Annotated in this window: 15 protein-coding genes and 1 tRNA gene; 5 read left to right on the top strand and 11 right to left on the bottom strand. The window is 72.6% G+C overall.

Features of this window, described 5'->3' with window-relative positions; translation table 11 throughout:
• Nucleotides 1–95: 95 nt before the first annotated feature.
• A complete protein-coding gene (locus HQQ79_RS11090; protein ID WP_367948089.1) occupies nt 96–1,358 on the bottom strand; it encodes an ABC transporter substrate-binding protein in 1,263 nt (420 codons plus the stop codon).
• 315 nt (nt 1,359–1,673) lie between these two features.
• Here HQQ79_RS11090 and HQQ79_RS11095 point away from each other — a divergent pair, with 315 nt between their 5' ends.
• Nucleotides 1,674–3,002, top strand: a complete 1,329-nt coding sequence (locus HQQ79_RS11095; RefSeq protein ID WP_051596765.1) for a glycosyltransferase — start codon at nt 1,674–1,676, stop codon at nt 3,000–3,002.
• 160 nt (nt 3,003–3,162) lie between these two features.
• Here the strand turns inward: HQQ79_RS11095 and HQQ79_RS11100 are convergent, their stop codons facing one another.
• The gene (locus tag HQQ79_RS11100) at nt 3,163–4,476 is read right to left on the bottom strand and encodes a glycosyltransferase family 2 protein (protein ID WP_173034259.1); all 1,314 of its coding nucleotides are present in this window, start codon (nt 4,474–4,476) and stop codon (nt 3,163–3,165) included.
• A gap of 157 nt (nt 4,477–4,633) precedes the next feature.
• On the opposite strand from HQQ79_RS11100, the gene HQQ79_RS11105 reads away from it, so the two are divergent.
• The 4 genes from HQQ79_RS11105 to HQQ79_RS11120 all read left to right on the top strand — a co-directional run bounded on the left by HQQ79_RS11105 (nt 4,634) and on the right by HQQ79_RS11120 (nt 8,566).
• Nucleotides 4,634–4,807, top strand: a complete 174-nt coding sequence (locus HQQ79_RS11105) for a hypothetical protein (protein WP_155896838.1) — start codon at nt 4,634–4,636, stop codon at nt 4,805–4,807.
• 113 nt (nt 4,808–4,920) lie between these two features.
• Complete coding sequence (locus tag HQQ79_RS11110) at nt 4,921–5,859, top strand: beta-1,6-N-acetylglucosaminyltransferase (RefSeq protein ID WP_173034261.1); 939 nt, start codon at nt 4,921–4,923, stop codon at nt 5,857–5,859.
• A complete protein-coding gene (locus HQQ79_RS11115; protein ID WP_173034263.1) occupies nt 5,856–7,358 on the top strand; it encodes an oligosaccharide flippase family protein in 1,503 nt (500 codons plus the stop codon). Before HQQ79_RS11110 ends, HQQ79_RS11115 begins: the two co-directional genes overlap by 4 nt.
• Nucleotides 7,355–8,566 carry a glycosyltransferase family 4 protein gene (locus HQQ79_RS11120; RefSeq protein ID WP_173034265.1) on the top strand — a complete coding sequence of 404 codons (1,212 nt, stop codon included), beginning with the start codon at nt 7,355–7,357 and terminating at the stop codon, nt 8,564–8,566. The genes HQQ79_RS11115 and HQQ79_RS11120 overlap by 4 nt, the downstream gene beginning before the upstream one ends.
• Before the next feature lie 20 nt (nt 8,567–8,586).
• Here HQQ79_RS11120 and HQQ79_RS11125 read toward each other — a convergent pair whose 3' ends face one another.
• The 9 genes from HQQ79_RS11125 to gltX form a co-directional block, all read right to left on the bottom strand.
• Entirely contained in the window at nt 8,587–9,555 is a 969-nt protein-coding gene (locus HQQ79_RS11125) for a glycoside hydrolase family 16 protein (RefSeq protein ID WP_173034268.1), read from the bottom strand.
• On the bottom strand, nt 9,540–11,924 hold the full coding sequence (locus HQQ79_RS11130; RefSeq protein WP_173034270.1) for a PIG-L family deacetylase: 2,385 nt from the start codon (nt 11,922–11,924) through the stop codon (nt 9,540–9,542). The genes HQQ79_RS11125 and HQQ79_RS11130 overlap by 16 nt, the downstream gene beginning before the upstream one ends.
• The gene (locus HQQ79_RS11135) at nt 11,911–15,483 is read right to left on the bottom strand and encodes a glycosyltransferase (RefSeq protein ID WP_173034272.1); all 3,573 of its coding nucleotides are present in this window, start codon (nt 15,481–15,483) and stop codon (nt 11,911–11,913) included. Before HQQ79_RS11135 ends, HQQ79_RS11130 begins: the two co-directional genes overlap by 14 nt.
• Nucleotides 15,480–16,445: a glycosyltransferase family 2 protein gene (locus tag HQQ79_RS11140; RefSeq protein WP_173034274.1), complete on the bottom strand. Its 966-nt coding sequence runs from the start codon at nt 16,443–16,445 to the stop codon at nt 15,480–15,482. Before HQQ79_RS11140 ends, HQQ79_RS11135 begins: the two co-directional genes overlap by 4 nt.
• Nucleotides 16,442–17,404, bottom strand: a complete 963-nt coding sequence (locus tag HQQ79_RS11145; RefSeq protein WP_173034276.1) for a glycosyltransferase family 2 protein — start codon at nt 17,402–17,404, stop codon at nt 16,442–16,444. Before HQQ79_RS11145 ends, HQQ79_RS11140 begins: the two co-directional genes overlap by 4 nt.
• Before the next feature lie 427 nt (nt 17,405–17,831).
• Nucleotides 17,832–20,633 (bottom strand): AMP-binding protein, encoded by a 2,802-nt coding sequence (locus HQQ79_RS11150; protein ID WP_173034278.1) that lies wholly within the window; start codon nt 20,631–20,633, stop codon nt 17,832–17,834.
• Nucleotides 20,634–21,027: 394 nt separating this feature from the next.
• Nucleotides 21,028–21,099: transfer RNA gene (locus tag HQQ79_RS11155), tRNA-Gln, on the bottom strand.
• Nucleotides 21,100–21,144: 45 nt separating this feature from the next.
• Entirely contained in the window at nt 21,145–22,146 is a 1,002-nt protein-coding gene (locus HQQ79_RS11160) for an NAD(P)/FAD-dependent oxidoreductase (protein ID WP_367948090.1), read from the bottom strand.
• Between the two features lie 36 nt (nt 22,147–22,182).
• A complete protein-coding gene (gene gltX, locus HQQ79_RS11165; protein WP_173034282.1) occupies nt 22,183–23,670 on the bottom strand; it encodes a glutamate--tRNA ligase in 1,488 nt (495 codons plus the stop codon).
• Between the last annotated feature and the right edge of the window lie 136 nt (nt 23,671–23,806).

Consider the following 23,806-nt stretch of genomic DNA (forward strand, 5'->3'; position numbering starts at 1 on the left):
GCCGGGGGTGTCGGAACGCAAGTACGGGGCGGACGGGAGGCCCGTGGCGGACCCGCCACGGGCCTCCCGTCCGACGCGGCGTGAGCCGCTGTGTGTCAGCTGCTGGTCGCCGACTTCAGGGCGTCCTGCATGTCCTTCATGGCTTCGTCGACCGACTTCGATCCCTTGAGCGCCGCGTAGGTGTTGTCCTGGATCGCCTTCGTCACCGCCGGGTAGAACGGCGTGACCGGGCGCGGCTCCGCCGACTCGATCGACTTGAGCAGCGTCGGCAGGTAGGGCAGCTTCGCCGTCAGCTCGGAGTCGGTGTAGAGGTCACCGACGACCGGGGCGAGCGACCCCTGCGTCGCGAAGAACTTCTGCGTGTCGTTCGAGATGAGGAACTCGAGGAAGTCGTGCGCCGTCGCCTTGTGCTTCGAGTACACGCTGATCGCGGCGTTGTGCCCACCGAGCGTGGAGGCACCGACGCCGTCGGCACCGGGGATCGGCGCGATGCCGAACGTGTCCTTGACCTTGCTCGAACCGTCGGTCTTCGCCAGGTTGTAGACGTACGGCCAGTTGCGCAGGAACAGCAGCTTGCCGGCTTCGAACGCGGTGCGGCCCTGCTCCTCCTGGTAGGTGATGGCCTCGGCCGGGATGTTCCCGTCCTCGAACGCGTCGACCAGGTTCTGCAGGCCGGCCTTGGCGTCCGAGGTGTCGACGTCCGGGTCGCCGCTCTTGCTGAGCACCGAACCACCGGAGCCGTTGATCGCCTCGGAGGCGTTCACCGTCAGACCCTCGTACTTCGCGAACTGCCCCGCGTAGCAACCGATGCCGGCGTCCTTCGCGATCTTGCAGTCGGCCATCATCTCCTTCCACGTGGTGGGAGGCGTCTTGACGAGGTCCTTGCGGTAGTAGAGCAGTGCGCCGTCCGAGGTCTGCGGTGCGGCGTAGAGGGTGTCGTTGTAGGTCGCGGTCTTCACCGTCGACGGCAGGAGCTTCGAGGTGTCGATCTTCATGTCGCCGGTCAGCGGCGTCAGCCAGCTCTTCGCGGCGAACTCGGCGGTCCAGACGACATCAACGTCGACGACGTCGTAGTTCTCGTCCTTCGCCTGGAAGTGCTGCACGAGGTCGTCGTGCTGCTGGTCGGCCTGGTCGGACTGTTCCTTGAAGGTGACCTTCTCGTCCGGGTGGGCCTTGTTCCACTTCGCGATGAGCGGGCGGACGACGTTCGAGTTGTCCTTGCCCTGCACGTAGGTGATGGGGCCGCGGCTGTCCTGGCCGCTCTTGGCGTCGTCCGAGCCGGCGCCGGAGCTCCCGCTCGAGCAGCCGGTGAGCACGAGGCCGATGACGGCGACCCCGGCAACGGATGCGAACCGCACCCTTGAGCGTGTTGTCTTCACAGCGTTGTCTCCTCGTTGAGATCACCAGGGGGCATCGATCGGGTTCGACGACACTGCCCTGGAGCAAGCGCCGCTGCCTGCTGGTGGAGGAAGCTACGCCCGGTCCAGCGGGAGCGCAACCGGTTGCATCGGTTCCGTGACCTGAGCGTGACCCATGAGGTTCCCGTGGCTTCCTGGGTGAGCGCTCACCCCTGTCGGGGGCACACGCACCGCGCTGCGGAACCCCGCACGAACCCCGCCACTGCTGGTCCGCTCCGTTGTCCGGACACCGCGGGCGGTCGTAGCGTCCCGACCATGACCCTGCACTCCTCCGTCACCGTGCCCGGCCCCCGTCGGGTCGTCAGCGTCGACCTCGACGCTCCGCTGCCGCGCCTGGTCGCCGACGAGTCGGGTTCCTCCGCGCTCGTCGTCGGTTACCGCGACGGCTTCCCCGTCACCACCCTCGACGTGCTGCTCACCGCGGACCCGGCCGACGCCGCCCGCGCGATGGCGCCCCTGGTGGACGGCCTCGCACGGACCTCCGGTGCGACCCAGACCCCGATCCCCGACCTCGACCTCCCGCTCATCTCGATCGTCGTGTCGACCATCGTCACCCGGGTCGAGGACATCCGGAAGCTGCTCGACTTCCTCGAGCACCTCGACTACCCGCGGTACGAGGTCATCCTGGTCGACAACCGCGTGAAGCTGCCCGAGGTCGACGCCCTGCCCGGGCTGCTCGAGGGCCGCGACGTCCGGCTGGTCACCGAACGCCGTCCGGGCTGCTCCGCCGGTCGCAACGCCGGGGTCGCCGCGGCGCACGGCGAGATCATCGCGTTCACGGACGACGACGTCCGGGTGGACGCACAGTGGCTCCGGTCCATCGGCACGCGCTTCGTCCGCGAGCCCGAGGTCGCCGCGGTCACCGGGATGATCCTGCCCGTCGAGCTCGAGACCCCCGCGCAGATCTGGTATGAGGCGTACTACGGCGGCTTCAGCGGCGAGCGCACCTTCCAGCCGGTGACCATCGTGCCGGACGACGTCCCCGGGGTCATGCGTCACGCGCAGGCCCGGGCCGTCCGCCCCGACGGCTCGGTGCAGAAGCACTTCGCCGTGTACGGCATCGGCGGCTACGGTGCCGGTGCGAACTGGGCGGTCCGACGGTCGGCGTTCGACGCCGTCGGCGGGTTCGACCCCGTGCTCGGTGCCGGTGTGCCCGCCCGCGGTGGCGAGGACCTGGCGATCTTCATCGACATCCTGTGGAGCGGTGGCCGGATCGGCTTCGAACCCCGCGCGGTCGTGCACCACCGGCACCGGCAGGACCTCGCCGGGCTGCACGGGCAGCTCCACTCGAACGGCGTCGGGTTCACGGCGCTGATGTGCGAGCTCATCGCGAAGGACCGCCGGCACGCGATCGTGCTCGCGCGGCTGATGCCCCGCGCCGGCAAGATCAAGCTGAAGCAGCTCGTGTCACGACTGGCCGGCCGGCGTGACGCCGCGGCCGAGAGCATCACCGAGGCCTCCACGACCCGGATCCCGCGCTCGCTGGCCTACCACGAGTTCCGCGGCTTCCCGGCGGGCCCGGCGGCGTACTTCCGCAGCCGTCGGTTCTGGCGCGAGGTCGAGGAGGGCCGCTTCCGTCCGTAGGCGGCGTGCAGGAGACGTCCGCACCGGAACGGACGGGAGGCCCGTGGCAGCGTCGCCACGGGCCTCCCGTCCGTTCCGGTGCGTGCGGTGGAGCAGTGCACGCGGTGCGTGCCGTGCACGCGGAGCGCGGCCACCCGCGCCGCGGTCGCCCGCGCCGCGGTCACCCGCGCCGCGACCGCCCGACGACGTACCGCCACGGTCCGCCCAGCGCCGCCACGAGCTCGACGCGCTTGAGGCCGGCCGTCGCCTCGCGGAACGCGTCGTCGACGGGCCACCCGCCGACGGCATCCACCGCGGCGGACACCTGGTCCGCACCGGAGCCGACGCCCTGTCCGAGCGCCCCGAGCTGCCGCAGCGCCCCGACCGCCCGACGGAGCACGGCCAGTGCGGTGCGCGGTCGCAGCATGAGCTTCGCGACCCACGCACCGAGGCCGGTGCCGTAGCCGAGCGCCTGCGAGCGCAGCGCCGCACGGTCCGGCCGGTGCTTGTGCCAGACGACGGCCGAGGGCTCGACCGCGAGCGCACCGCCGGAGAACAGCACCCGGGTGAACAGGTCGGGGTCCTCGCCGGCGCGGGCCAGGGTGCCCGGGCCGAGTGCGACGTCGAACCCGCCCAGGGCGAGCGCGGCCGAACGGCGGAGCGACATGTTGGCACCGGTGCCGAACGCGCCGACGGAGAACGGGAACAACGGCAGGTCCGCCGGCGGCGCCGACGTGCGGAACACCCGGCGGTCGGTGTTACGCGCCCAGGTCACGCGCTCGTCGAAGTACCGCTGCGTGGGGGTCCGGAGTTCGCCGCTGGGCACGAGGCCGGTCACGCAGACGACGTCCGCGTCGCGGGCGTACGCGTCGGCGAGCGCTGCGAGCCAGTGCCGGTCGACGACCACGTCGTCGTCGACGAAGGCGACCACGGCCCCGGACGCGAGGGCGAGTCCGGCGTTCCGTGCGCGCGAGACGCCGGGTCGGGCCTCCAGGACGTACCGCAGGCGCGGATCCGCGAGCGACGTGACCACGTCGCGGGTCGCGGTGGTGGTGGGCGCGTTGTCGACGACCAGCACCTCGAAGTCGTCGTGCTCGGACGCGAGCACCGAGCGCACGCAGCGGCGCAGGTCCTCGGGCCGGTCGCGGGTGCCGATGACGACGGAGACGCGTCCGACCGGCGTCCCCGCGGGGGCGGCCGGGAGGCCCGTGGTGCGCAGGGCGCGCAGGGCCGGTCCCAGCTCGGCCGGGTCCACGCCGCCGTCCGCGTCGACGCTGACGTCGACGAACCCGGCGATCTCGCGTCCGTCACGGACGAGCAGGCGGGCGCGGCGGAAGCCGGTGGCGCCGGCGAGTCCGACGGCGGACGCGGCGAGCGCCTCCTGTCGGTCGACGGCGCCGACCCAGGCCGCGCCGGCCCAGGCGGGCACGTCCGGGGACGGCATCGCGGGCGTGAGCGTGAGCACGCGGGTGGTGGTGGCCTGCTGGTCGGTCATGGTTCGATGCTCCGGTGGGGCTGCTGCAGGGTCAACGGCGGCCGCCCGCGGTTGCGGCGACGGTCGTCCGACTTGCGGTTTGCCGCCAGCACACGCCCCCGGACGGTAGGATCGTGAGGACGACTCGGCGGCAGCACGCCGGGCACGAGGAGGACGCATGTCGATGGGCCCCACCGACGAGCTCGGCGCCGTGCTCCCCTCGGAACAGAGCGTCTTCGTGGTCGACTCCGTGACCTGCGTCTGCGGCCACGTGCAGGACGCCCACGAGCACTACCGTCCGGGCACGGACTGCGCCCTCTGCGACTGCCAGAAGTTCCGCAAGAAGCGCTGATCAGGCCTTCCGGGCACTGATCGATCGGGGGCGGTGCGGGAAACCGCCGCTTCCCCGCAGACGGGCACGGGTCGCCTTGTCGGCCCCGGAACGGCGCGGTTAGCGTCGCGTCCATGGCCATCTCCCCCGCGGTCCCCGCGTGCATCGTCCTCGCCCACGAGGACCCGGCACACGTGCGCCGACTCGTCGAGGCGCTCGACCCGTTCCCGGTGTTCCTGCACTGCGACGCGCGCACCCCCGAGACGGTGTTCCGCGCCATGACCGACGGGCTGCCGGATCGTGTCCGGCTGCTCCCCCGGATCCGGACCGGCTGGGCGCGCTGGGAGAACGTCGCCGCCGAGGTGTCCGGCTACCGGGCCGCCCTGGCCGAGACCGACGCCTCGCACGTGGCCGTGCTGACCGGCAGCGACTACCCGCTCGCGAACCCCGCCGAGATCACGGCCCTGCTCGAGGCGCACCGCGAGGAGTCGTTCATCTCGGTCAACCCGCTGCCGTTCGCACCGTGGGGCCGTGACGGCGGCATCTCCCGCATCCGGTTCCGGCACTGGGCGTGGCGGAAGCACATGCTCCGGCTGCCGGTCCCCCGCCGCGTGCCGGCGAACGTCTCCTTCGCCGGGGGCTCACAGCTCAAGGTCCTCGCCCGCCGGCACGCCGCCGCCGTCGTGGACACCGTCGACCAGCGCCCCGACCTGGTCCGGTTCTGGCAGCGCACCTGGGTCGCCGACGAGACCTTCGTGCCGTCGGTGCTCAACTCGCCGTCGCTGACGCCGGGGTTCGCCGACGAGCACGTCTCCCAGCCGCTCTGGTGGATCGGTTGGGACGGCACCGCGCGGAAGAGCCCGCCGTGGTTGACCGTCGCCGACGCGGGGCAGCTGCTCGAGCGTCGGACGGACGCGGACGTCGAGGTGCAGCACCTGTTCGCACGGAAGTTCTCGACCGACCGGAGCGGTGACCTGCTCGACGTCGTGGATGCAGCCTTCGGGCTGCGCCAGGGCGCGGGCGCGGCGACGGCGTCGGCACGGCAGGATGCGACAGCGGTGGTCGCGCCGTGAGCTTCCCCCCGCAGACCCGCCGCGAGGCCCGCGCAGCGCGCGAGGCCGAGGTGGCCGCGCCCGTGCCCGAGTCGCTCGACACCGGATCGGTGGCGGTGCGGAAGGGCGCCTCCGTCCTGTTCGGCCGCGGCCTGCTGTACGTCGTCGTCTGGTCGATGCAGCTCGTCGTCTCGTCGCTCATCTCCCCGGTGCTCGCTCACCTCATGCCGCCGGCCGAGTTCGGCGTCCTCGCCTCGGCCATCGCCCTGTACCAGGCGCTCGTCGTGCTGGCCGTGCTCGGCATCGACCAGGCGTCGGTGCTGCAGCGGGCCGAGGACGGCGACGACCGCCGGGCGCGCGGCCTGCTCGCCGTCGGCATGGTCACCGCGATCGTCGTCACCGTCGCGGCGCTCACCACGATCCCGGTCTGGGCGGACGCCGCCGGCTTCGTCGGCAACCACCCGCTGCTCCTCGTCGCGGTGCTCTGGACCGGCCCCGCCGCCATCGTGCAGATCTCCCTCGCGCTGCTCGTCGCCCAGGACCGCATCCGGGTCTTCGCGGTCACGAGTCTGCTGTCCTCGATCGGCGGGTCGGTCATCGGCCTCGGGCTCCTCACCTGGGTGCAGGCCGACGCGACCACCTACGCGTGGGGCGGCGTCGTCGCCCAGGGCGTGGCGATGGTCATCGGCATCGCGGCGACCCGTCCGCGTCTCGCCGGCCTGTTCGACCGCAAGACCACCGCCCGGGCGTTCCGCCTGGGCGTGCCGATCGCCCTCGGCAACCTGTCGTACTTCGTGCTGAACGCCGGCGACCGGATCGTCGTCCAGCGGCTGCTCGGCCCGGACGAGGTGGCCCGCTACCAGATCGCCTACGTCGTCGGCTCGGCCGTCATCCTGCTCCTGACCTTCACCAACCAGGCGTGGGCGCCGCACTTCGCCGCCCTCCGCGACCCGGTCGCCCGCCGGCAGCTCGCCATGCACTCCCGCGACGAGCTGTACCGGATGCTCGGGCCGGTCCTGCTCGCCGTGACCCTGGTGTCACCGGTCGCGCTGCCGATCCTCGCCCCGGCGTCGTACCGCGTGCAGGAGCTCTCGGTCGTCGTCTTCGTCGTCGCGATCACCGCGTTCCCCGTCGTCGCCAGCGGTGCGACCGGACGCCTGCTCCTGGTCGAACGCCGCGGTGTCGCCGTCGGGGTGATCGCCGCGATCGCCGGCGCCGTGAACATCGGCGCGAACCTCGTGCTCGTGCCCGTGCTCGGCATCGCCGGCGCGGGCCTGGCCACCGTCGTCGCCTACGCGATCCTGGCCGCCATGCAGCTGCTGGCCCTGCCCGACCGCCGTGAGTGGCGCGGACCGGGTGCCCGGATCGTCCTGACGACCCTCGCCGCGCTCGTCGTGGCCGCCGCGTCCCTGCTCCTGCCGCAGGACGTCCTCTGGAACTGGGTCCGCATCGCCGGGGTGGTCGCCTGCCTCCCCTGGTTCCTCCGCCGACTGAAGACCGCAAGGGGTGGTGTCTCGTGAGACCGCGACAGACTGCACACGACGGCACCCGCCGACTCCGCGTCGGCGTCCTGGTGACCGGACTCGCCATCACCGGCGGACTCGAACGCTGTGTGCTCGAGGACACCCGCGAGCTCGTCGCCGCCGGCCACGAGGTCGAGGTCTGGCACCGGAACGCCCAGTCCCCGCGCGCCGCCGAGGGCCCACCGCCCTACGAGGCGATGGGCGTGGAGCTGGTGGAGGCCACCGACTACCGGTTCGGGATCACGACCGCGCTCCGCGACGCCTGGCGGTTCGCCCGCGAGGGGCTGCGGATCCGACGATCACACCTCGACGTCCTCTGGTTGAACCGGCCCGAGTACCTGCCGTTCGGCCGGGTCGCGTCGCTCGTCTCCGGAGTCCCGCTCGCGGTGCACCTGCACCACGCGCCGAACTACCGGCGGCTCGGCCCGATCGCCGGCGGCCGCACCCGCTACTTCGCCGTCTCGCACGCGATGGCGCGCGCCTGGGCGGAGTCCGGCGTGCCGACGGACCGCATCACGATCGTGCCGAACGGTGTCGACACCGACGCGTTCCCGGCCGCCACCCCGGCATCGGTGCACGACGCCCGCGCGGCACTCGGCATCCCCGAGGACACCCCGACGGTGCTGTACTACGGTCGGCTCACCCGGTCGAAGGGCGTGCTCGCCCTCCTGGAGGCATGGGGTCGCGTCCGCACGGCCGCTGCGGCACGCGTGCCGGTCACCACTCCCCCCGTGGCCGGTCACGCGGCCCCGGCGCCGCTCCTCGTACTGGCCGGTGCGCTCTACCCGGAAGAGGCCGACGCCGTGCACGCCGCGATCGACGCGCTCCCCGCCGGTTCCGTGCTCGTGCTCCCCGAGCGGGACGACGTCGTCCCGCTCCTGCACGCTGCCGACGTCGTGGTGGCGCCGTCCCTCGAGCCCGAGGGCTTCGGGCGGGTCGTGGTCGAGGCGATGTCCGCCGGCCGTCCCGTCGTCGCCGCCGCATCGGGCGGCACCGGGGAGATCCTGTCGGGCGACTGGGCGCGGTATACCGTCGACCCGGCCGACCCCGACGCACTGGCGGAGAAGCTGCTCGACACCCTCGACGAAGCCGAGCTCGACCCGTCCCTCGCCGCACGGTGCCGCGCGTGGGTCCGTGACCGCTACGGGCGCGAGCCGCACGTGCGAGCGCTGCTGCTGGCGCTGCTGGCACACGCCCGACGCTGACCGGGCCGGGCCCGCCGCCGTCAGCCGGCGGCGGGCGCCGTGGACGGCAGCGTGGCCCGGGGGCTCTCGCCGTCGGCAGGCACGTCGATCGTCATCCAGTCGACCAGCAACGACCCGGCGGCGTCCCGGGGCGGCAGGCCCTCGAGGGATCCCGTCTGCACGACCAGGTGCATGCGTTCCACGGGGATGTCCTGCGTGGTGCTCCCGACGACCTCGTCGTCGACCAGGAACGACATCCGCGAGGGCGTCCACTCGATCGTGTACGTGTGCCAGTCGGCCAGCGACGCGTCGGTCTCGTGGTGGACGCACTTCTCGGCCGGGTCGACCAGGCAGTGCACGTTCAGCCAGGCGGGCGCACCGAGCGCGCCCTCGGGGAAGTCGATCTCACCGTGCGCCCAGACGTTCTCGTCGCTCCAGAGCAGCACCGCCACCCCGTACCCGTCGACCTCGTCGCTCTTCATCCGGATGCTGTAGCGCCCGGAGGTCTGACCACCCCATCGTCCGTCGACGAGCGGGACGACCCCGCCGGCGAGCGGGGTGCCCGCCTTCGTCGTGCGCAGGTGCATGTCGAGCATCCCGTCGTGGGCGCTCAGCGTGGACGACTGGTACCGGCCGGTCCCCGCGGTGTCCGCGAAGCCGTGGTAGACGGTGAACCGGTCGTCGTAGGCCGCCTCGAACCCGCCCGACGGGGTGGTGTCGTCGAAGTCCTCCGAGAACACCCGCTTCCAGCCGTCCCCGTCGCCGGTCGGCATCGCGACCCCGCTGGGGCCGGGGCCGACGGACGTCGTGCCGGTGGTCGCCGCGGCGACGGCACCGACCGCGACCACCAGGGCCGCGGCCACGATCGCGACCCGTCGTCCTCGTGTCCGGAGCGGGGTGCGGTGGCGGGAGGCGCCGAGGCCGTGCGCCGGTGCGGCACCGTGCGCGGCGGCCGACTGCTCGGCGACGGGGCGGGGGCCGTCCTCGTCCGGGGTCATCCAGCTGCCCATGCGCGGACCTCCGAGAGACCGACGTTGATCGTGCTGTTCGACACCCCGGTGGTGGTGAACCGCACCCAGGTGACGTTCCGGGCGGTGAAGTCGACCGTCCGGGCACTGCCGTCGTTCGGGAGCTCGCCCACGGCGACCTGGCTGCCGTCCGAGAACGTCAGCGTGCCGCTCGTGATCTGGTCATCGCTGTTTGGACGGTCGTGCAGGACGATGCGCTGGAGCGCGACCGGGGCAGCCCAGTCGAGCTGGATCCAGATGCCGGTCCGTCCCCAGGGCACGGCCCACTCGGCGGTGTGGTCGACCGGGTGGCCGGACACCACGCCGTCGACGGCCTTCGCGACGGTCTGGCCGTCGGCCGGGTTGTCGGCGATCGCCGTCGGGGTGGCCGAGCCGGTGACGTCCCGCAGGCCCGGAGCGGGCGTGGGCGTCGGGGTCGGCGTCGGGGTCGGGGTCGGGGTCGGGGTCGGCGTCGGCGTCGGCGTCGGCGTCGGCGTCGGCGTCGGCGTCGTGCCGCCGCTGCTGCTCGCCGGCGACAGCGCGCGGATCTCGGCAAGACCCACGTTCTGCGTCCCGCCACTGACCGAGGTCACCGTGAACCGCACCCACGTGACACTGCGCGCCGCGAACGTGATCCGCTGCACCGCACCACCGTTGCTCAACGCCGGCACCTGCACACTCGAGCCGTCCGAGAACGTCAACGTCCCGCCCAGCACCTGGTCCACCGAGTTCGGCCGATCAGCGAGGTCGACCGCGTCCAACGCCGTCGCCTTCGCCCACCCGAGCTGGATCCACGTCCCCGCACGACCAGACGGTGCGACCCACTCCGCCGTCGGCGCATCCGGGTACCCGCTCACCACACCGTCGACCGCCTTCACAGCCGTCTGACCGTCAGCCGGGTTCTCCGCACTCGCCGTCACCGACGCCGAACCCGTCACGTCCGTCCGCGTCGGGGTCGGCGGCGGGGTCGTGTCGGCCGGGGCCAGCGCGCGGATCTCGGCAAGGCCCACGTTCTGCGTCCCGCCACTGACCGAGGTCACCGTGAATCGCACCCATGTGACACTGCGCGCCGCGAACGTGATCCGCTGCACCGCACCACCGTTGCTCAACGCCGGCACCTGCACACTCGAGCCGTCCGAGAACGTCAACGTCCCGCCCAGCACCTGGTCCACCGAGTTCGGCCGATCAGCGAGGTCGACCGCGTCCAACGCCGTCGCCTTCGCCCACCCGAGCTGGATCCACGTCCCCGCACGACCAGACGGCGCGACCCACTCCGCCGTCGGCGCATCCGGGTACCCGCTCACCACACCGTCGACCGCCTTCACAGCCGTCTGACCGTCAGCCGGGTTCTCCGCACTCGCCGTCACCGACGCCGAACCCGTCACGTCCGTGTGGGTGGGGGTCGGGTCCGTGGGGTCGGTGGGGTTCGTCGGCACCGGCGAGCCGGCGGTGTACTGCCGGCTGAGCCACGAGGTCTCCGGTCGCGCCGAGCAGGCCTGGTACGACGCGCAGGTCTCACTGTCGTGGGCGGCGTAGGTGAAGAACGCGTCGGCCTTCGCCTGGGTCTGGGCCGTCGTCAGGTTCGCCGGACGGTCGGCGATCGGGTACCCCATGTACCCGGTGAAGCCGTGCGCGCCGGTGTACTGCCGCTGCACCTGGTCGGTCAGGTACGCGACCGTGTGGTGGTCGCTGTGGTCCCCGTCGCCGTACTCGCCCTCGTGGTCGAGGGTGTGAATGTCCGTCGGTGCGAAGTCCTGCACGATCCCCTGCAGCGTCGCCCGGAGCTGCGCGAGCGTGTACGTGGCGCTGTGCGGGGCGTCGGCGACGGTGTGCAGCGTGTCCATGTCGCCCGTGTAGAGGCGCTGGAGGCTCTCGTACCCGTTCGCCCAGAAGCCGTTGCCCTCGACGTTGCCGTCCGGGAGGTCCATGAAGACCAGGCTGATCCGCGGGTCGGCAGTGAGGGTCTCGGTGAGCAGGGTCCGTCCGGCGACCGTCGTGGAGCCGGTCGTCGACGCCGGGTCGACGCCGGCCATGCTCGCGTAGGCGGCCATCAGCCCGACCTGGCGTTCCTGCCAGTACCAGTCGGGCTTGCCGGCGTCACCGGCGGTGACGATCACGGAGCGCACGCAGCGTCCCGCGTCGATGTCCTTCCGCAGGTCCGTGCCCTGGAAGAGCAGGTCGTCGTCGGGGTGGGCGACGACGTTGAGCACCCGCCCGGCGCTGCAGTCCGCGGCCGCGGCCACGGCGGGCTGGACCGCGAGGTTCGGGGCGACCAGCACGGTGAGCACCGTGGCGACCACGCCCGCGACGGACGCGACGGTGGCCCGTCGCGTCCGTCGCGGTCTGTCGGAGGTCGGTTCAGTCGGTTGCATGGCGCAGGCCCTCCGTCGTCAGTTCGTACATCGCGGTCGTCCCCGACGACCAGACCCGCTTCCAGTAGGGCGAGGACGCCATGGCGGCGGCGAGCTCCTGGTAGTCGGCGTCGCTCTGGTAGCCGTACCGCTCGTCGTAGGCGCCGAAGGGCTCCGCGACCAGGGCGTAGTAGCCGGTGGCCGACCAGTTCACGACCAGCTCCCGCGTCACGTTCGACAGGTCGGCTTCGGCGTCGTAACCACCGGTCGGGTCCGGGTACGGGCCGAGTGCTTCGCGGGACAGGTAGCCCACGTCGAAGTACCGTGCGCCGGTGTTGCTCGGGACGGCGTTGGCCGAACCGGTGAGCAGCATCACGGAGCCCGCGGGTGCCGTGCGGTCGTAGTACTGCGTCGCCGCGGACTGGCTCCGGGTCATGACGCGGTTCCAGTCGAGCGAGGTCTGCCCGAACGCACCGATCGCGACGAGCGCCGCCACCGCTGCTCCGGCGACCGCGAACCGCACGGCGGACGGGCGCATCCCCCGCTGCAGGACCGCCCCGACCGGGGCGAACCGACCCGCGGGCATCGGGAGTGCCGCCGCCAGGATCGCGATCCACGGCGTCGCGAAGAGCACGACGCGGAAGACGCCCTCCTGGCCGTAGTTCGTGGCGACGAGGAGCGAGATCGGGCTCGCGGCGGTGGCGAGGAGCGCCCAGTGCGTCCGATCGCGCCGCATCAGCACGGTCACCAGGGCGATGAGCCCGAGCACCACGAGCGCGGCTGCCGGGATGTCGAACGCCAGGCGCGTGACGAGCGGCTTCGGCAGGACGGTCATGTCGTGCGCGGGCGGCTGCACGTTGTCGAGCACGCGTCCGACCGCCGCGAGCGACAGGAACCGTCCGAGGATGTCACCGTTCAGCGCGGCGAAGACCACCGCCGGCACGAGCACGACGACGGGCAGCCACCAGGGGCGGAGCATCCGGAAGACGATGAGCGTGACGAGTGCGGCGACCGTCAGGTACGGCGAGATCTGGTGCGTCACGGCGAGCACGATGCCGATGAGGGTGATCGCGATGATCCGCGAGAGCCCCACCCGCCGTGCCCGCGGCTTGGCGGCGACCGAGCCGTCGGCGGTGGTGACGGCGGCGTCGCGCAGCGGTCCGGTGGCGAGCACGAGGATCACGATCGACATCAGGATGCCGGTCGACTGCGGCGAGAAGTACGTGGTGTTGAGCGAACCGGTCATCGCGGTCAGCAGCGCTGCGATCCACGGCCGACGGGCGCCGGGCAGCCAGTGCGCCGTCAGGACCCCGACCGCGATGGTCGTGCTGAACGCGAGCAGGACCGGCACCCAGGCGGCGATGAGGATCGTGTTGACGATGCCCCCGACGTCGGCGACCCAGGCAGCGCCCGCGAACAGGCCGGACCACGTCTGGAAGATGTCGGCCGACGGGTTGGTCCCACCGAACTGGCGGATGTACTCGACGACACCGATGTGCCGGGCGGCGGCGGTCACGGTCGGCACGCCGTACGTGATCGCCTGGGCGAGCTGCACGACCCCGCCGAGCACGACGACGGGCACGGCGAGTGCGCGGCCGCGCACCAGGGCGATGACCGCGGCGGCGACGACGAGCACGAGGCCGACGACCAGGCCCGGGCCGAGCGAGCCGAACAGGCCGGCGGGCACCGGGTCGCCCATGTGGGTGAGCGCGGCGACGACCACGACGACGAGCCCGCCGAGCGAGAGCGCCGTCACGGTGGCGGTCGTGCTCCACCGGGGCCGAGCGGTCGCACGGTGCACGAGTCCGGCGCGACGGAGCTCCGCCACGTCACGGGGTACCGAGACGGCGAGCGCCGCCGCGGTGAGCACGACGACACCGACGAAGGGGACCGCCGGCGCCCAGATGTGGAAGGTCGCCATGGTGTACCCGATGGCGATCGTGCCGACGAGCGACCCGGTGACGGCGAGGACGGCGAACCGTGCGAGGGACATCGGACGGACGAGCAGCATCGGGGCGACCCCGAGCAGGGCGAACAGGAAGACCGCGACGGCGCTCGCCCGCAGCGTGGGCAGCTCGACGACGCTGCCGACGGCGGCCAGGACGAGCGTCAGCAGGACGATCGCGGCGGCACCGAGTCGCGCCGCCGGCCCCATCGCGCCACCGGGGGTCGGTCGCGCCGGCCCCGCGGTGTCGAGGCCGCGCTGCAGCTCGTGGCGGCCGTGCGCCGTGCGGTCGATCGTTCCCGCGCCGCCCATGCGTTCCCGGAGCGCCAGGACCGGAGCGGTGAGCACGGAGCGCCGCTCGACGCGACGCAACCGACGCTTCGTGGCCGCGAACTCCGCGTCGACGGCGTCGACGGCGTCGACGGTGTCCGCGTCGCGCGCGGTGCCCGTCCCGTGGCCGTTCGCCGGAGCAGCGTCGGCAGCGTCGTCGCCCTGCTCGAGGCCGAGGCGCGCGAAGGCGCTGATGGCCTCCGGTGCCGCGTCCACCGAGGCGGTCAGCGTGTCGCGGTCGAGTGCGTTCTTGGTCATCCAGGCTCCGAGTCCGTGGCCGTGCGCGGCAGCGGCGGCGCGGAGCGACGCGACGTCGTCCGCCGATCGCTGCCACGCGATCGCGGCCGGTTCGACGGCGATCGCGGATCCGGCGAACAGCAGTCGTGTGAAGAGGTCGAGGTCGTCGCCGCCGCCGACGCGGGTGCCGGGGCCGAAGGCGGTGTCGAACCCACCGATCCGGAGCGCGGTCGCGCGGTGCACGGCGAGGTTCGCGCCGGTGCCGTAGGCCGAGGCGGCGAAGGGGTGCAGCGGGAGGTCGTCGACCGGGTCGTCGAGCCGGAACACCCGGCGGCGGACGGTCCGCCCGCCGGGGGTGCGGTCGTCGTGCCAGCGCTGCGCCGGCGTCCGGAGCTCGGCACTCGGCACGAGCCCGGTGACGCAGGCCACGTCCGGGTCGGCCGCGAAGGCACGAGCGATCGCGGCGATCCAGCCGCCGTCCACGACGGCGCCCTCGTCCACGAACGCGACGACGTCGCCGGTCGCGACGAGCAGGCCGGCGTTCCGCGCGGCGGCGAGGCCGCCGTCGGGCGCGGGAATGGTGGTGACGCGGTGTCCGCTGATGTCGACGGTCGCCACACCGTCGTCGTCGGCGCCGTGCGAGACGACCACGACGTCGAAGTCGGGGTGCCCGTTCGCGAGCACCGACCGCATGGTCGTGCCGGCGGCACCGTCCGTGCAGAGCACCACGGTGACGGACGGCAGCACCAGACCTGCTGCCGGCCGACGCTCGGGTGCCGGCATGGGCCGGATCGCGCGCTGCAGCGCACGGACGTCGATGGTGCCGCCGATGCGGCGGCGTTCGGTGATCTCGGCCTCGACGAAACCGAGCGGCTCGCCGTGGTCGCGGACGAGCAGTCGTGCACGCCCGTACCCGGTCGATCCCTGCAGGGCGATGACGTCCCGGTGGCTCGACGCGTGCACGTCGGCACGGTCGAGCTCGCCGACCCAGAGCGCGCCGTCCCAGGTGGGGACGAGCGGCCCGGTCACGACCGGCGAGAGGACCATCGCCAGGGTCGCGCGGGTCACGGTGTGCCCACCGGCTGCGGGAGCGGGGCGGGTGCGGGCGGGGTCCGCACGACGACGGTGCCGAGGACCCGGCCGACGGCGTAGCCCGCGACCGTCGAGAAGACGGAGAGCGCGATGGCGTACGCCCGCAGGCCTCCGCCACGACCGACGTGACGCAGTTCGCGCAGCACGGCGCCCGGGATCACGCGGGTCAGGTAGGTCGACTCGCTGGCGAGCGAGTCACCGGTGCCGACCCGACGGCTCAGCACGGCCTTCGAGATCCCCTCGTAGTAGCTGCGGCGGCGCAGGTAGCGCATCGTCACACGGTCCGGGGAGACCCGGTGCGAGACGTTCGAGCGCGGTTCGTGCCGGATCCGCGCGCCGGGACGGGCCTGGGCGATGCGGATGCAGAGTTCGGTCTCCTCGCAGCCGAGCGGCTGGTTGCCGACGCGGCCGATGCCGGAGCGGAAACCGCCGGCGAGCAGGATCGCGTCGCGGCGGAACGCCATGCTCGACCCGATGACGTTGCGGACGTCGCCCGGGGTCTCGGGCAGCCCGCGGTACGAGCACCCGACGATCCAGAGCAGTTCGTCGGCGTACGGGCCGGGGCCGGTCGCGGCCGGCCAGGACGGCGTGGCACGACCGCCGACACCGACGACGTCGGGGTCCTCGAGCGCGGTGAGCATGTGCCCGAGCCAGTCGGGGTCCGCGGTGGCGTCGTCGTCCAGGAACGCGACGACGTCGGCGTCGGTCAGAGCGACACCGGTGTTGCGGGCCCCGGACAGTCCGCGGTCCTCGGTGTTCGGGACGACCCGCAGTTCCGGCCAGCGCGCGGCGGCGCGGGCCAGGAGCTCGGGCTCGTGGTCGATGACGACGACGACCTCGGGGCCCTCGGGCTGGCGCTTGGCCGACTCGACGCTGTCCTGCAGGTCACCCCAGCGCTGCTGGGTGTAGGCGCAGATGACGACCGCAACGGTCGTCACGCGACGTCCTCCTCGAGGGCGACGACGGACGCGACGACGGACGCCCCGGCGACGACGGATGCCCCGGCGACGGCGGACGCGGCGACCGGGGTCGCGACGGACGCAGCGACCGGCGACGCAGCGGCGGGCGCGGCAGCGACAGGAGCAGCAGCCGGCGCGGCCAGCTGCTCGGCCGGCGGGACGACGCTCATCGCGGCGCGACGGACCTCGGCACGGCCGATGGCGGCACGACGACGCTCGTGCATGATCGACTTCAGCACGCGGATGCCGTCGGTCACGGCGTTGAGGTTGCTGGAACCGTGCACCCGGAGCTTCTCGTGGCTCGGCACCTCGGTGATCGCGAGCTCGGCGGCCGACCAGCGGCAGGTCAGGACGGTCTCGATCTCGAACCCGTCGCCCCACAGCATCGAACCGTCGGCCGGCTTCGGCAGCTCGGACGACAGCAGACCGATCTCCGGCAGGACGTCCGCCCAGAAGGCGTTGTAGCCGTAGCAGAGGTCGCTGTAGCGGGTGCCGAGGATGATGTTGCAGAGCATGTTCAGGCCGCGGTTGCCCATGTTCCGGACGATCGTGATGTCATCGCTGCCACCGCCGAGCGAGTACCGGGTGCCCTTCGCGACGTCGGCGCCGTCGATGAGCGCCTGGACGAACCGCGGGATCTCGTCGGGGTCCGCGGAGCAGTCGGCGTCGAACATGACGACGATGTCACCGGTGACGGCCTCGAAGCCGCAGGCCAGGGCGTTGCCCTTGCCCTTGCGGGTCTGGTGCACGACGCGGATGTCGGGCATCACGCGCTGGGCGGCGGCGATGGTGTCGTCGACGGAGTTGCCGTCGACCAGGATCACCTCGTACACGGGCGGGAGCTTCGGGAGGATGATCTCGAGGTTGCGGGCCTCGTTCCGTGCCGGGATGACGACGGAGACCCTCGGGTCTGCAGGGCGAACGGTACGTGCGGGCATGGCGCGGTCCTGTCGGGTCAGGGTTGCTGTCGGGTGGTGGCTCGTCGAGACGAGCGGCGCGTCCTCGGATGACGCATCGACGACGGTGACCGTCGTCGGTCGAGCAGCGGGACGCGGGTACGACGCCGCCTGCTTGCCGCGGGTGAGTGGGTACTCTCCCCCGCGGTTCCAACCATCGCCGTGGCCAGCGGGAGGGTCAATGCGCGGTGCGGTCCCTTGCGGACACCCGGGTGCGGATACGGAAACCCGCAACCCTCGTGCAGGTCGGCCCTCCGGCGCGGCGGCCGGCGGGTGGTGGACGCGGGACGAGCGGACGGGCGCGCCCCGCAGAGCGGCAACGCGAAGCGTTGCGCGGGGCGCGCTGACCGAGCCTGCGAGGGAGGTGTGCCAGATGGCACCGCGCCTCCCGTCCGGTCGTGGGCCGGTCTCAGACCTGCGGTACGTCCGCCGTCTCGAAGGCGGCCCGCAGCGCGACCGCCAGCTCGGCGACGTGCGGTTCCCGCAGCAGCGACGTGTGCTCGCTCGCGATCCGCACCATCTCGGTGGGCCCGCGCAGCAGGGCGGACCACCCGGCGGCGTCGGGGTTGGCGTCGGCGAGGACGTAGGTGGCCCTTCCGTGGAACGGCGTCGGGTGGTGGCGTCTGGTGACGATCTCGGCCTGGTCGAAGAACGCGTCGAAGTCCTTCTGCCCACCGTGCCGCAGCACGCCGGCCGTGTACGCACGGAGCCGCTTGGCGAACAGCGCTCCGTACGGCACACCCGCGGGCAGCACCCGCCTGACGGCGCGGTCGAGCCCCCGCTGCACGGCCCGGACGGCGGTGTTCGGCTGGTCGCGCGGCTCCATCCGGCCGAAGTGCAGGCGTGCCTGTTCGGACTTCGTGCGGGGCAGGTAGGTGTCGAGCAGGACGACGTGCTCCACCTGTTCACCGCTCTCGGTCAGGAGCCGGGCGATCTCGAGTGCGACGAGTCCGCCGAGCGAGTGCCCGACGAGCAGGTACGGGCCGCGGGGCTGCACGATGCGCATCAGGGCGAGGTAGCGGCGGGCGCTCCGCTCGATGTTCCAGTCCGGCATCCCGCGGCGCTCGAGGGCGTGCTGCTGGAACGCGTACAGGTCGTGTGCGGGCAGGTGCCGCGAGAGCGGCAGGAACGTCAGCGCCAGGGCACCGCCACCGGCGAAGCAGAACACCGGCGGACGGCCGCCCTCGCGCGCCTCGGACACCTTCACGACGTCGGGGTGGCTCGGCAGCGCGCTCGTCCCGCTCCGCACCCGTCGGGCGAAGGCGCGGAGCGTCGGGTGCTCGAGCACGTCCGAGGAGCGCAGGTCGACCCCGAGCCGGTCCTGCACGACGGCGAGCATCTCCTCGGCAGACAGCGAGTCGCCGCCGAGCGCGGAGAAGTCCTCGTCGAGGTGCACGCCCCGGAGGCCGAGCACCTCGGCCCAGATCTGCCCGACGACGAGCTCCCACTGGTCGTACTCGCCCTCGACCATCTCGGTCTCGACGCTCGGCGCCCCGGGGAGTTCGGCCCGGTCGACCTTGCCGCGCTCGTTCCGCGGCAGTTCGGTCATCGGCACGATCGAAGCCGGCACCATGTACTCGGGGAGCCGCTCACGGAGCGCCCGGCGGAGCGCGCCCGGTGCCGGGGTGCGGTGCCCCGGGCGACCGACCACGTAGGCGACGAGCCGGGTGACGGAACCGGGGTCGACCTGTGCCGTCACGACCGCGTCGTGCACCTCGGGGACCGCGCGGAGGGCCGCCTCGACCTCACTCGGCTCGACCAGGTAGCCGCGGACCTTCACGGCGTCGTCGGATCGGCCGAGCAGCACGAGCCGCCCGTCGGGGTCGACGCGTGCCAGGTCGCCCTGCCGCCAGCTCGGGGTCCCGACGGGGATGCCGGCGACGGCCTCGGCTTCGCCGGTGTGTCCGGCCCGTTCGGCGGTCTTCTCCGGCGCGCCCCAGTAGCCCGCGGTCAGGGCGTCGGAGACCACGACGAGCTCGCCGGTCTCCCCCGGGGCGGCAGGGCTGCCGTCCTCACGGAGCACGAGGACCGTCTTGCCGGGCAACGGCCACCCGGCGGGCACGACGCCCTCGGGCACCGGCTCCCCCGGGGCCACCGGGCAGTACGCGACGCACGCGGTCTCGCTCGAGCCGAAGGCGTTCAGGAGCAGCGTGTCCGGGTCCAGGTGGGGTCGAGCCGCGGCGAGGTCGGCGCCGGTGACGGACTCGCCCGTGGTCATCAGGAAGCGCAGCCCGCCGAGCACCGGTGCGGTCCCGGCTGCGGTCCCGTGCGACCCGGGGGCGCTCTGCGACCCGATGATCGAGCGCAGCAGGTGCGGGGTGCAGACGAGCACGTTCACGTCGTCGTCCCGGAACCGCCCGAGCAGCCGCTCGACACCGAGTTCACGCGGCTCGAGCAGCACGATGGTGCCGCCGCAGAGCAACGTGTCGAACGAGAACAGGAGCCCGGCGGCGAAGGACAGCGGCAGGACGACACCGAGCCGGTCGCCGGGGCCGAGGCCGAGCGCGACCGCGTCCTGTTCGGCATCGGCGATCTGCTGCCGGTGCGTCAGGACGACGCCCTTCGGCATGCCGGTCGAGCCGGAGGTGAAGACGATGGCGAAGGGATCCCGCCCGCCGGGACGCGCGCCGGCGGTGTCCGTCGACGGGGCCGCGCCGGGACCGCCCGCGTCCAGCGGTTCGCCCGCGTCCAGCAGTTCGCCCGCGTCCAGCAGTTCGCCGAGTGCGTGCACCCGGCCGTCCCGCTCCGCGACGACGGCAGCGGCCAGCACCGCACGTTCGGTGTCGGCCACGATCTCGTCGACGCCGGCGAGCCTGGCCACGTGCGCCAGACGTGCTGCGGGCAGGTGGTCGTCGAGCACCACCACGGTCCGTCCGGCACGCACCAGCGCGAGGATGCCGATCACGGCCTCGGTCGACTGCCCCGCCATCAGCCCGACCGGCTTCGACGCCCCGCCCGGGGTGTCGCCGACGCCGACGCCGCTGTGGTCGTCGGGTCGGAGCGTCACGGCCAGTGCTGCGGCCAGCGCGCGGGAGGCCCGGTCCGCTTCGGTGTACGTGTAGTGGCGGCCGTCGCCCGCGAGCGCGGCGGCGTCGCCCCGGAGTGCCACCACGCGGTCCCAGCGGTCCAGCACGGAGTGGTCGGCCGCCGCGGGCACGGCTGCGGGGTGGTTCCAGGGATCGACGGTCGTCAGCGGGTCGACGGAGGTCACGATGACACCTCGGGTGCTCAGCAGCGGACCGTCACGACTCCCGCGACGGTCTTCCGACCGTAGGTCCGCGCTCCCCCTGCCCGCGAGCAGTCGAGAGCCCGGTGCGGGGAACCGCAACCGGCCTGGAGGCGCGACGGCGCCCGCCACGGACGGTACGACTCCGGAACGACCGGACCACCGCCGTGGGCGCCTTCCGCACGGCGGCTCGCGCCGGCTCGGGGATCGTGCGGTTCCGCGCAACCTCCGGATCAGCCGTGGCGTGACCGTGGATGAGCCGTGCATCCCCGATGAGGACGCTCGGAACCAGCACGGCCGCGAACGAGATCAGCCCGGTACGAGAACAGCCCGGAACGAGAACAGCCCCCGGGAAATCCCGGGGGCTGTTCATCGAGTGCTGGGGTACCTGGACTCGAACCAAGAACGACGGTACCAGAAACCGCTGTGTTGCCAATTACACCATACCCCAAAAGGCCTGTCGGCCTTCTGGCCCGGTCACCCGGGGCACGATCAACTACTGTACAGCATCCCGGAGGTCCGCAAGACCACCCACCAGGTCTCGGTGCACGGCGGCGGCGGTCGCGGCTCCGTGTCCGGCGGCGACGATGAGCTGCTCGGGCCCGGGAGGCGTGACGTCTCCCACGGCGTAGAGCCCCGGGACGGACGTCCGGCCCACCCGGTCGACCACGAGGAGTCCATGCGTGTCGCGCTGGAGCCCCTCGAGCGCTGCGGGCGTGTCGCCGTTCGCGGCCGTGTTCCCGCTCGTGACGCTCGTACTCGTGGTGGCGCTGGTGCGCAGCCAGTCGAGGTCGGCGTGCCACACCGGTCGGACGAACCCACCGGTCCGCGGCTCGACGTGGCCGTCGGCGAGCCGGACGCCGGTCATCCCGGAGCGATCGCCCTCGAGGTCCTCGACGACCCGCTCGTCCACGACGACCCCCGCCGACGCCAGCCGAGCGCGGCCGGCGTCGTCGAGCGGCGCCACCCCGTTCGTGTAGACGATCAGGTCGTCGGTCCAGGAGGCGATGAGCAGCGCCCGGTCGACCACGTCGTCGGTCTCGCAGATGAACGCGAGCGGCTGCCCGGCCTTGTCGTACGCATCACACTCGACGCAGCTGTGCACCGCGGTGCCGTAGAACGCGCGGAGCATCGGCAGCGCCGGGAACTCCTCACGCAACCCCGTCGCCACGACGACCGTCCGGGCGCGAGCCTCGAGCTCGGTGCCGCGCCACGAGCCGTGCACCCGCCAGGTGTCCGTGTCGGCGTCCGGGGCCACCAGGTCGACGACGGACTGCACGACCGTCGCCTCCGGGTACCCCTCGACCTCGGTCCGCCCGAGCTTCCGGAGCTCGAGCGGCGAGATGCCATCGCGCGTCAGGAACCCGTGCGACCGGAGCGTCGCGGCGTTCCGGGGGCGGTTCGCGTCGACGAGCAGTACGGTGCGCTTCGCCCGGACCAGGTTGAGCGAAGCGCTCAGCCCGGCCGGACCGGCGCCGATGACCGCCACGTCGTGCACGACCGGGACGGTGTGCGCCGTGCTGCTCACGGTCGGTCAGCGCGCCGCGAGGGCGCGGAGCCTGGTCAGGGTGGACTCCTTGCCCAGGATCTCCATCGACTCGAAGAGCGGCGGACTGATCCGACGTCCGGACACCGCCACGCGCAGCGGGCCGAAGGCGACGCGGGGCTTCAGGCCGAGCTCGTCGATGAGGGCCGCACGGAGCGCACCCTCGACGGCCTCGGTGGTCCAGTCCTGGACGCCCTCGAGTGCTGCGGTGCTCGCCGTCAGGACCGTCGCCGTGTCGCCCTTGAGCGAGGCCAGGGCGTCGTCCTCGACCACCAGGTCGGCGTCGGAGGTGAACAGGAACCCGAGCATCGCCGGTGCCTCGCCGAGCAGCTGCATGCGCTCCTGCACGAGCGGAGCCGCCTTGGTCAGGACCTCGAGCTGCTCCGGGGTCGCCGCGTCACTGATGAACTCCGACAGGTACGGCAGCAGGCGCAACCGGAAGTCCTCCGGCGCCAGCAGACGGATGTGGTCCCCGTTGATCGCCTCGGCCTTCTTGTGGTCGAAGCGGGCCGGGTTCGGGTTCACGTCGGTGACGTCGAACGCCGCGACCATCTCGTCGATCGAGAACACGTCGCGGTCGGGGCCGATCGACCAGCCGAGCAGCGCCAGGTAGTTGACGAGCCCCTCCGGGATCATGCCGGCGGCACGGTGGTGGAACAGGTTCGACTCGGGGTCACGCTTCGAGAGCTTCTTGTTGCCCTCCCCCATCACGTACGGCAGGTGCCCGAACACGGGGATGGAGGGCGCGAGGCCGATCTCGTACAGCGCCTCGTACAGGGCGATCTGCCGCGGCGTCGACGACAGCAGGTCCTCACCCCGGAGCACGTGGGTGATGCCCATCAGGGCGTCGTCCACCGGGTTCGTGAACGTGTACAGCGGCTTGCCGTTCGGGCGGACCACCACGAAGTCGGGGAACGTGCCCTGCTTGAAGGTGATCTCACCGCGCACCAGGTCGTCGAAGCTCAGGTCACGGTCGGGGACCCGCAGCCGGAGTGCCGGCTCGCGGCCCTCGTCGCGGAAGGCCTGGCGCTCGGCATCGGTCAGGTCACGCTCGTGGTTGTCGTACCCCTGCTTGGGGTCACGACCGGCGGCCTTGTTGCGGGCTTCCATCTCGTCCGGCGTGACGAAGGACTCGTAGATGTGGCCGGATTCCTTGAGCTTCGCGATCACGTCGTCGTAGATCGCGGTTCGCTCGGACTGCCGGTACGGTCCGTGCTCGCCGCCGGCGTCCACCCCTTCGTCCCAGTCGAGCCGGAGCCAGCGGAGCGCGTCGAGGATCTGCGCGTACGACTCCTCGCTGTCGCGGGCGGCGTCGGTGTCCTCGATGCGGAACACGAGCTTGCCGCCGGTGTGGCGGGCGTACGCCCAGTTGAAGAGCGCCGTACGGATGAGCCCCACGTGCGGGGTCCCCGTCGGGCTCGGGCAGAAGCGGACGCGGATGTCGGAGCCGGAGGCGGTGGTGAATGGCGCAGTCATGACCCGTCAACCCTACCGCGGCGCCTGTCCCTCCCACCTGCCCTGTGGATGGGTCGCAGAACGCAGAAAACCCCTGACCACGAATGGTCAGGGGTTCCCTGGTTCTTCTACGTTAAGTCCGGCGGCGTCCTACTCT

The sequence above is a fragment of the Curtobacterium sp. VKM Ac-2852 genome (genome assembly GCF_013205045.1).
In the GTDB taxonomy this organism is placed as follows: Bacteria; Actinomycetota; Actinomycetes; order Actinomycetales; family Microbacteriaceae; genus Curtobacterium; species Curtobacterium flaccumfaciens.

Excerpts from the sequence above, each read along its gene's own strand:
- HQQ79_RS11105 (WP_155896838.1), top strand. The coding sequence starts at position 4,634 with ATGTCGATGGGCCCCACCGACGAGCTCGGCGCCGTGCTCCCCTCGGAA.
- gltX (WP_173034282.1), bottom strand. The coding sequence starts at position 23,670 with ATGACTGCGCCATTCACCACCGCCTCCGGCTCCGACATCCGCGTCCGC.
- HQQ79_RS11110 (WP_173034261.1), top strand. The coding sequence starts at position 4,921 with ATGGCCATCTCCCCCGCGGTCCCCGCGTGCATCGTCCTCGCCCACGAG.
- HQQ79_RS11095 (WP_051596765.1), top strand. The coding sequence starts at position 1,674 with ATGACCCTGCACTCCTCCGTCACCGTGCCCGGCCCCCGTCGGGTCGTC.
- HQQ79_RS11130 (WP_173034270.1), bottom strand. The coding sequence starts at position 11,924 with ATGCAACCGACTGAACCGACCTCCGACAGACCGCGACGGACGCGACGG.
- HQQ79_RS11100 (WP_173034259.1), bottom strand. The coding sequence starts at position 4,476 with ATGACCGACCAGCAGGCCACCACCACCCGCGTGCTCACGCTCACGCCC.
- HQQ79_RS11125 (WP_173034268.1), bottom strand. The coding sequence starts at position 9,555 with ATGGGCAGCTGGATGACCCCGGACGAGGACGGCCCCCGCCCCGTCGCC.
- HQQ79_RS11145 (WP_173034276.1), bottom strand. The coding sequence starts at position 17,404 with ATGCCCGCACGTACCGTTCGCCCTGCAGACCCGAGGGTCTCCGTCGTC.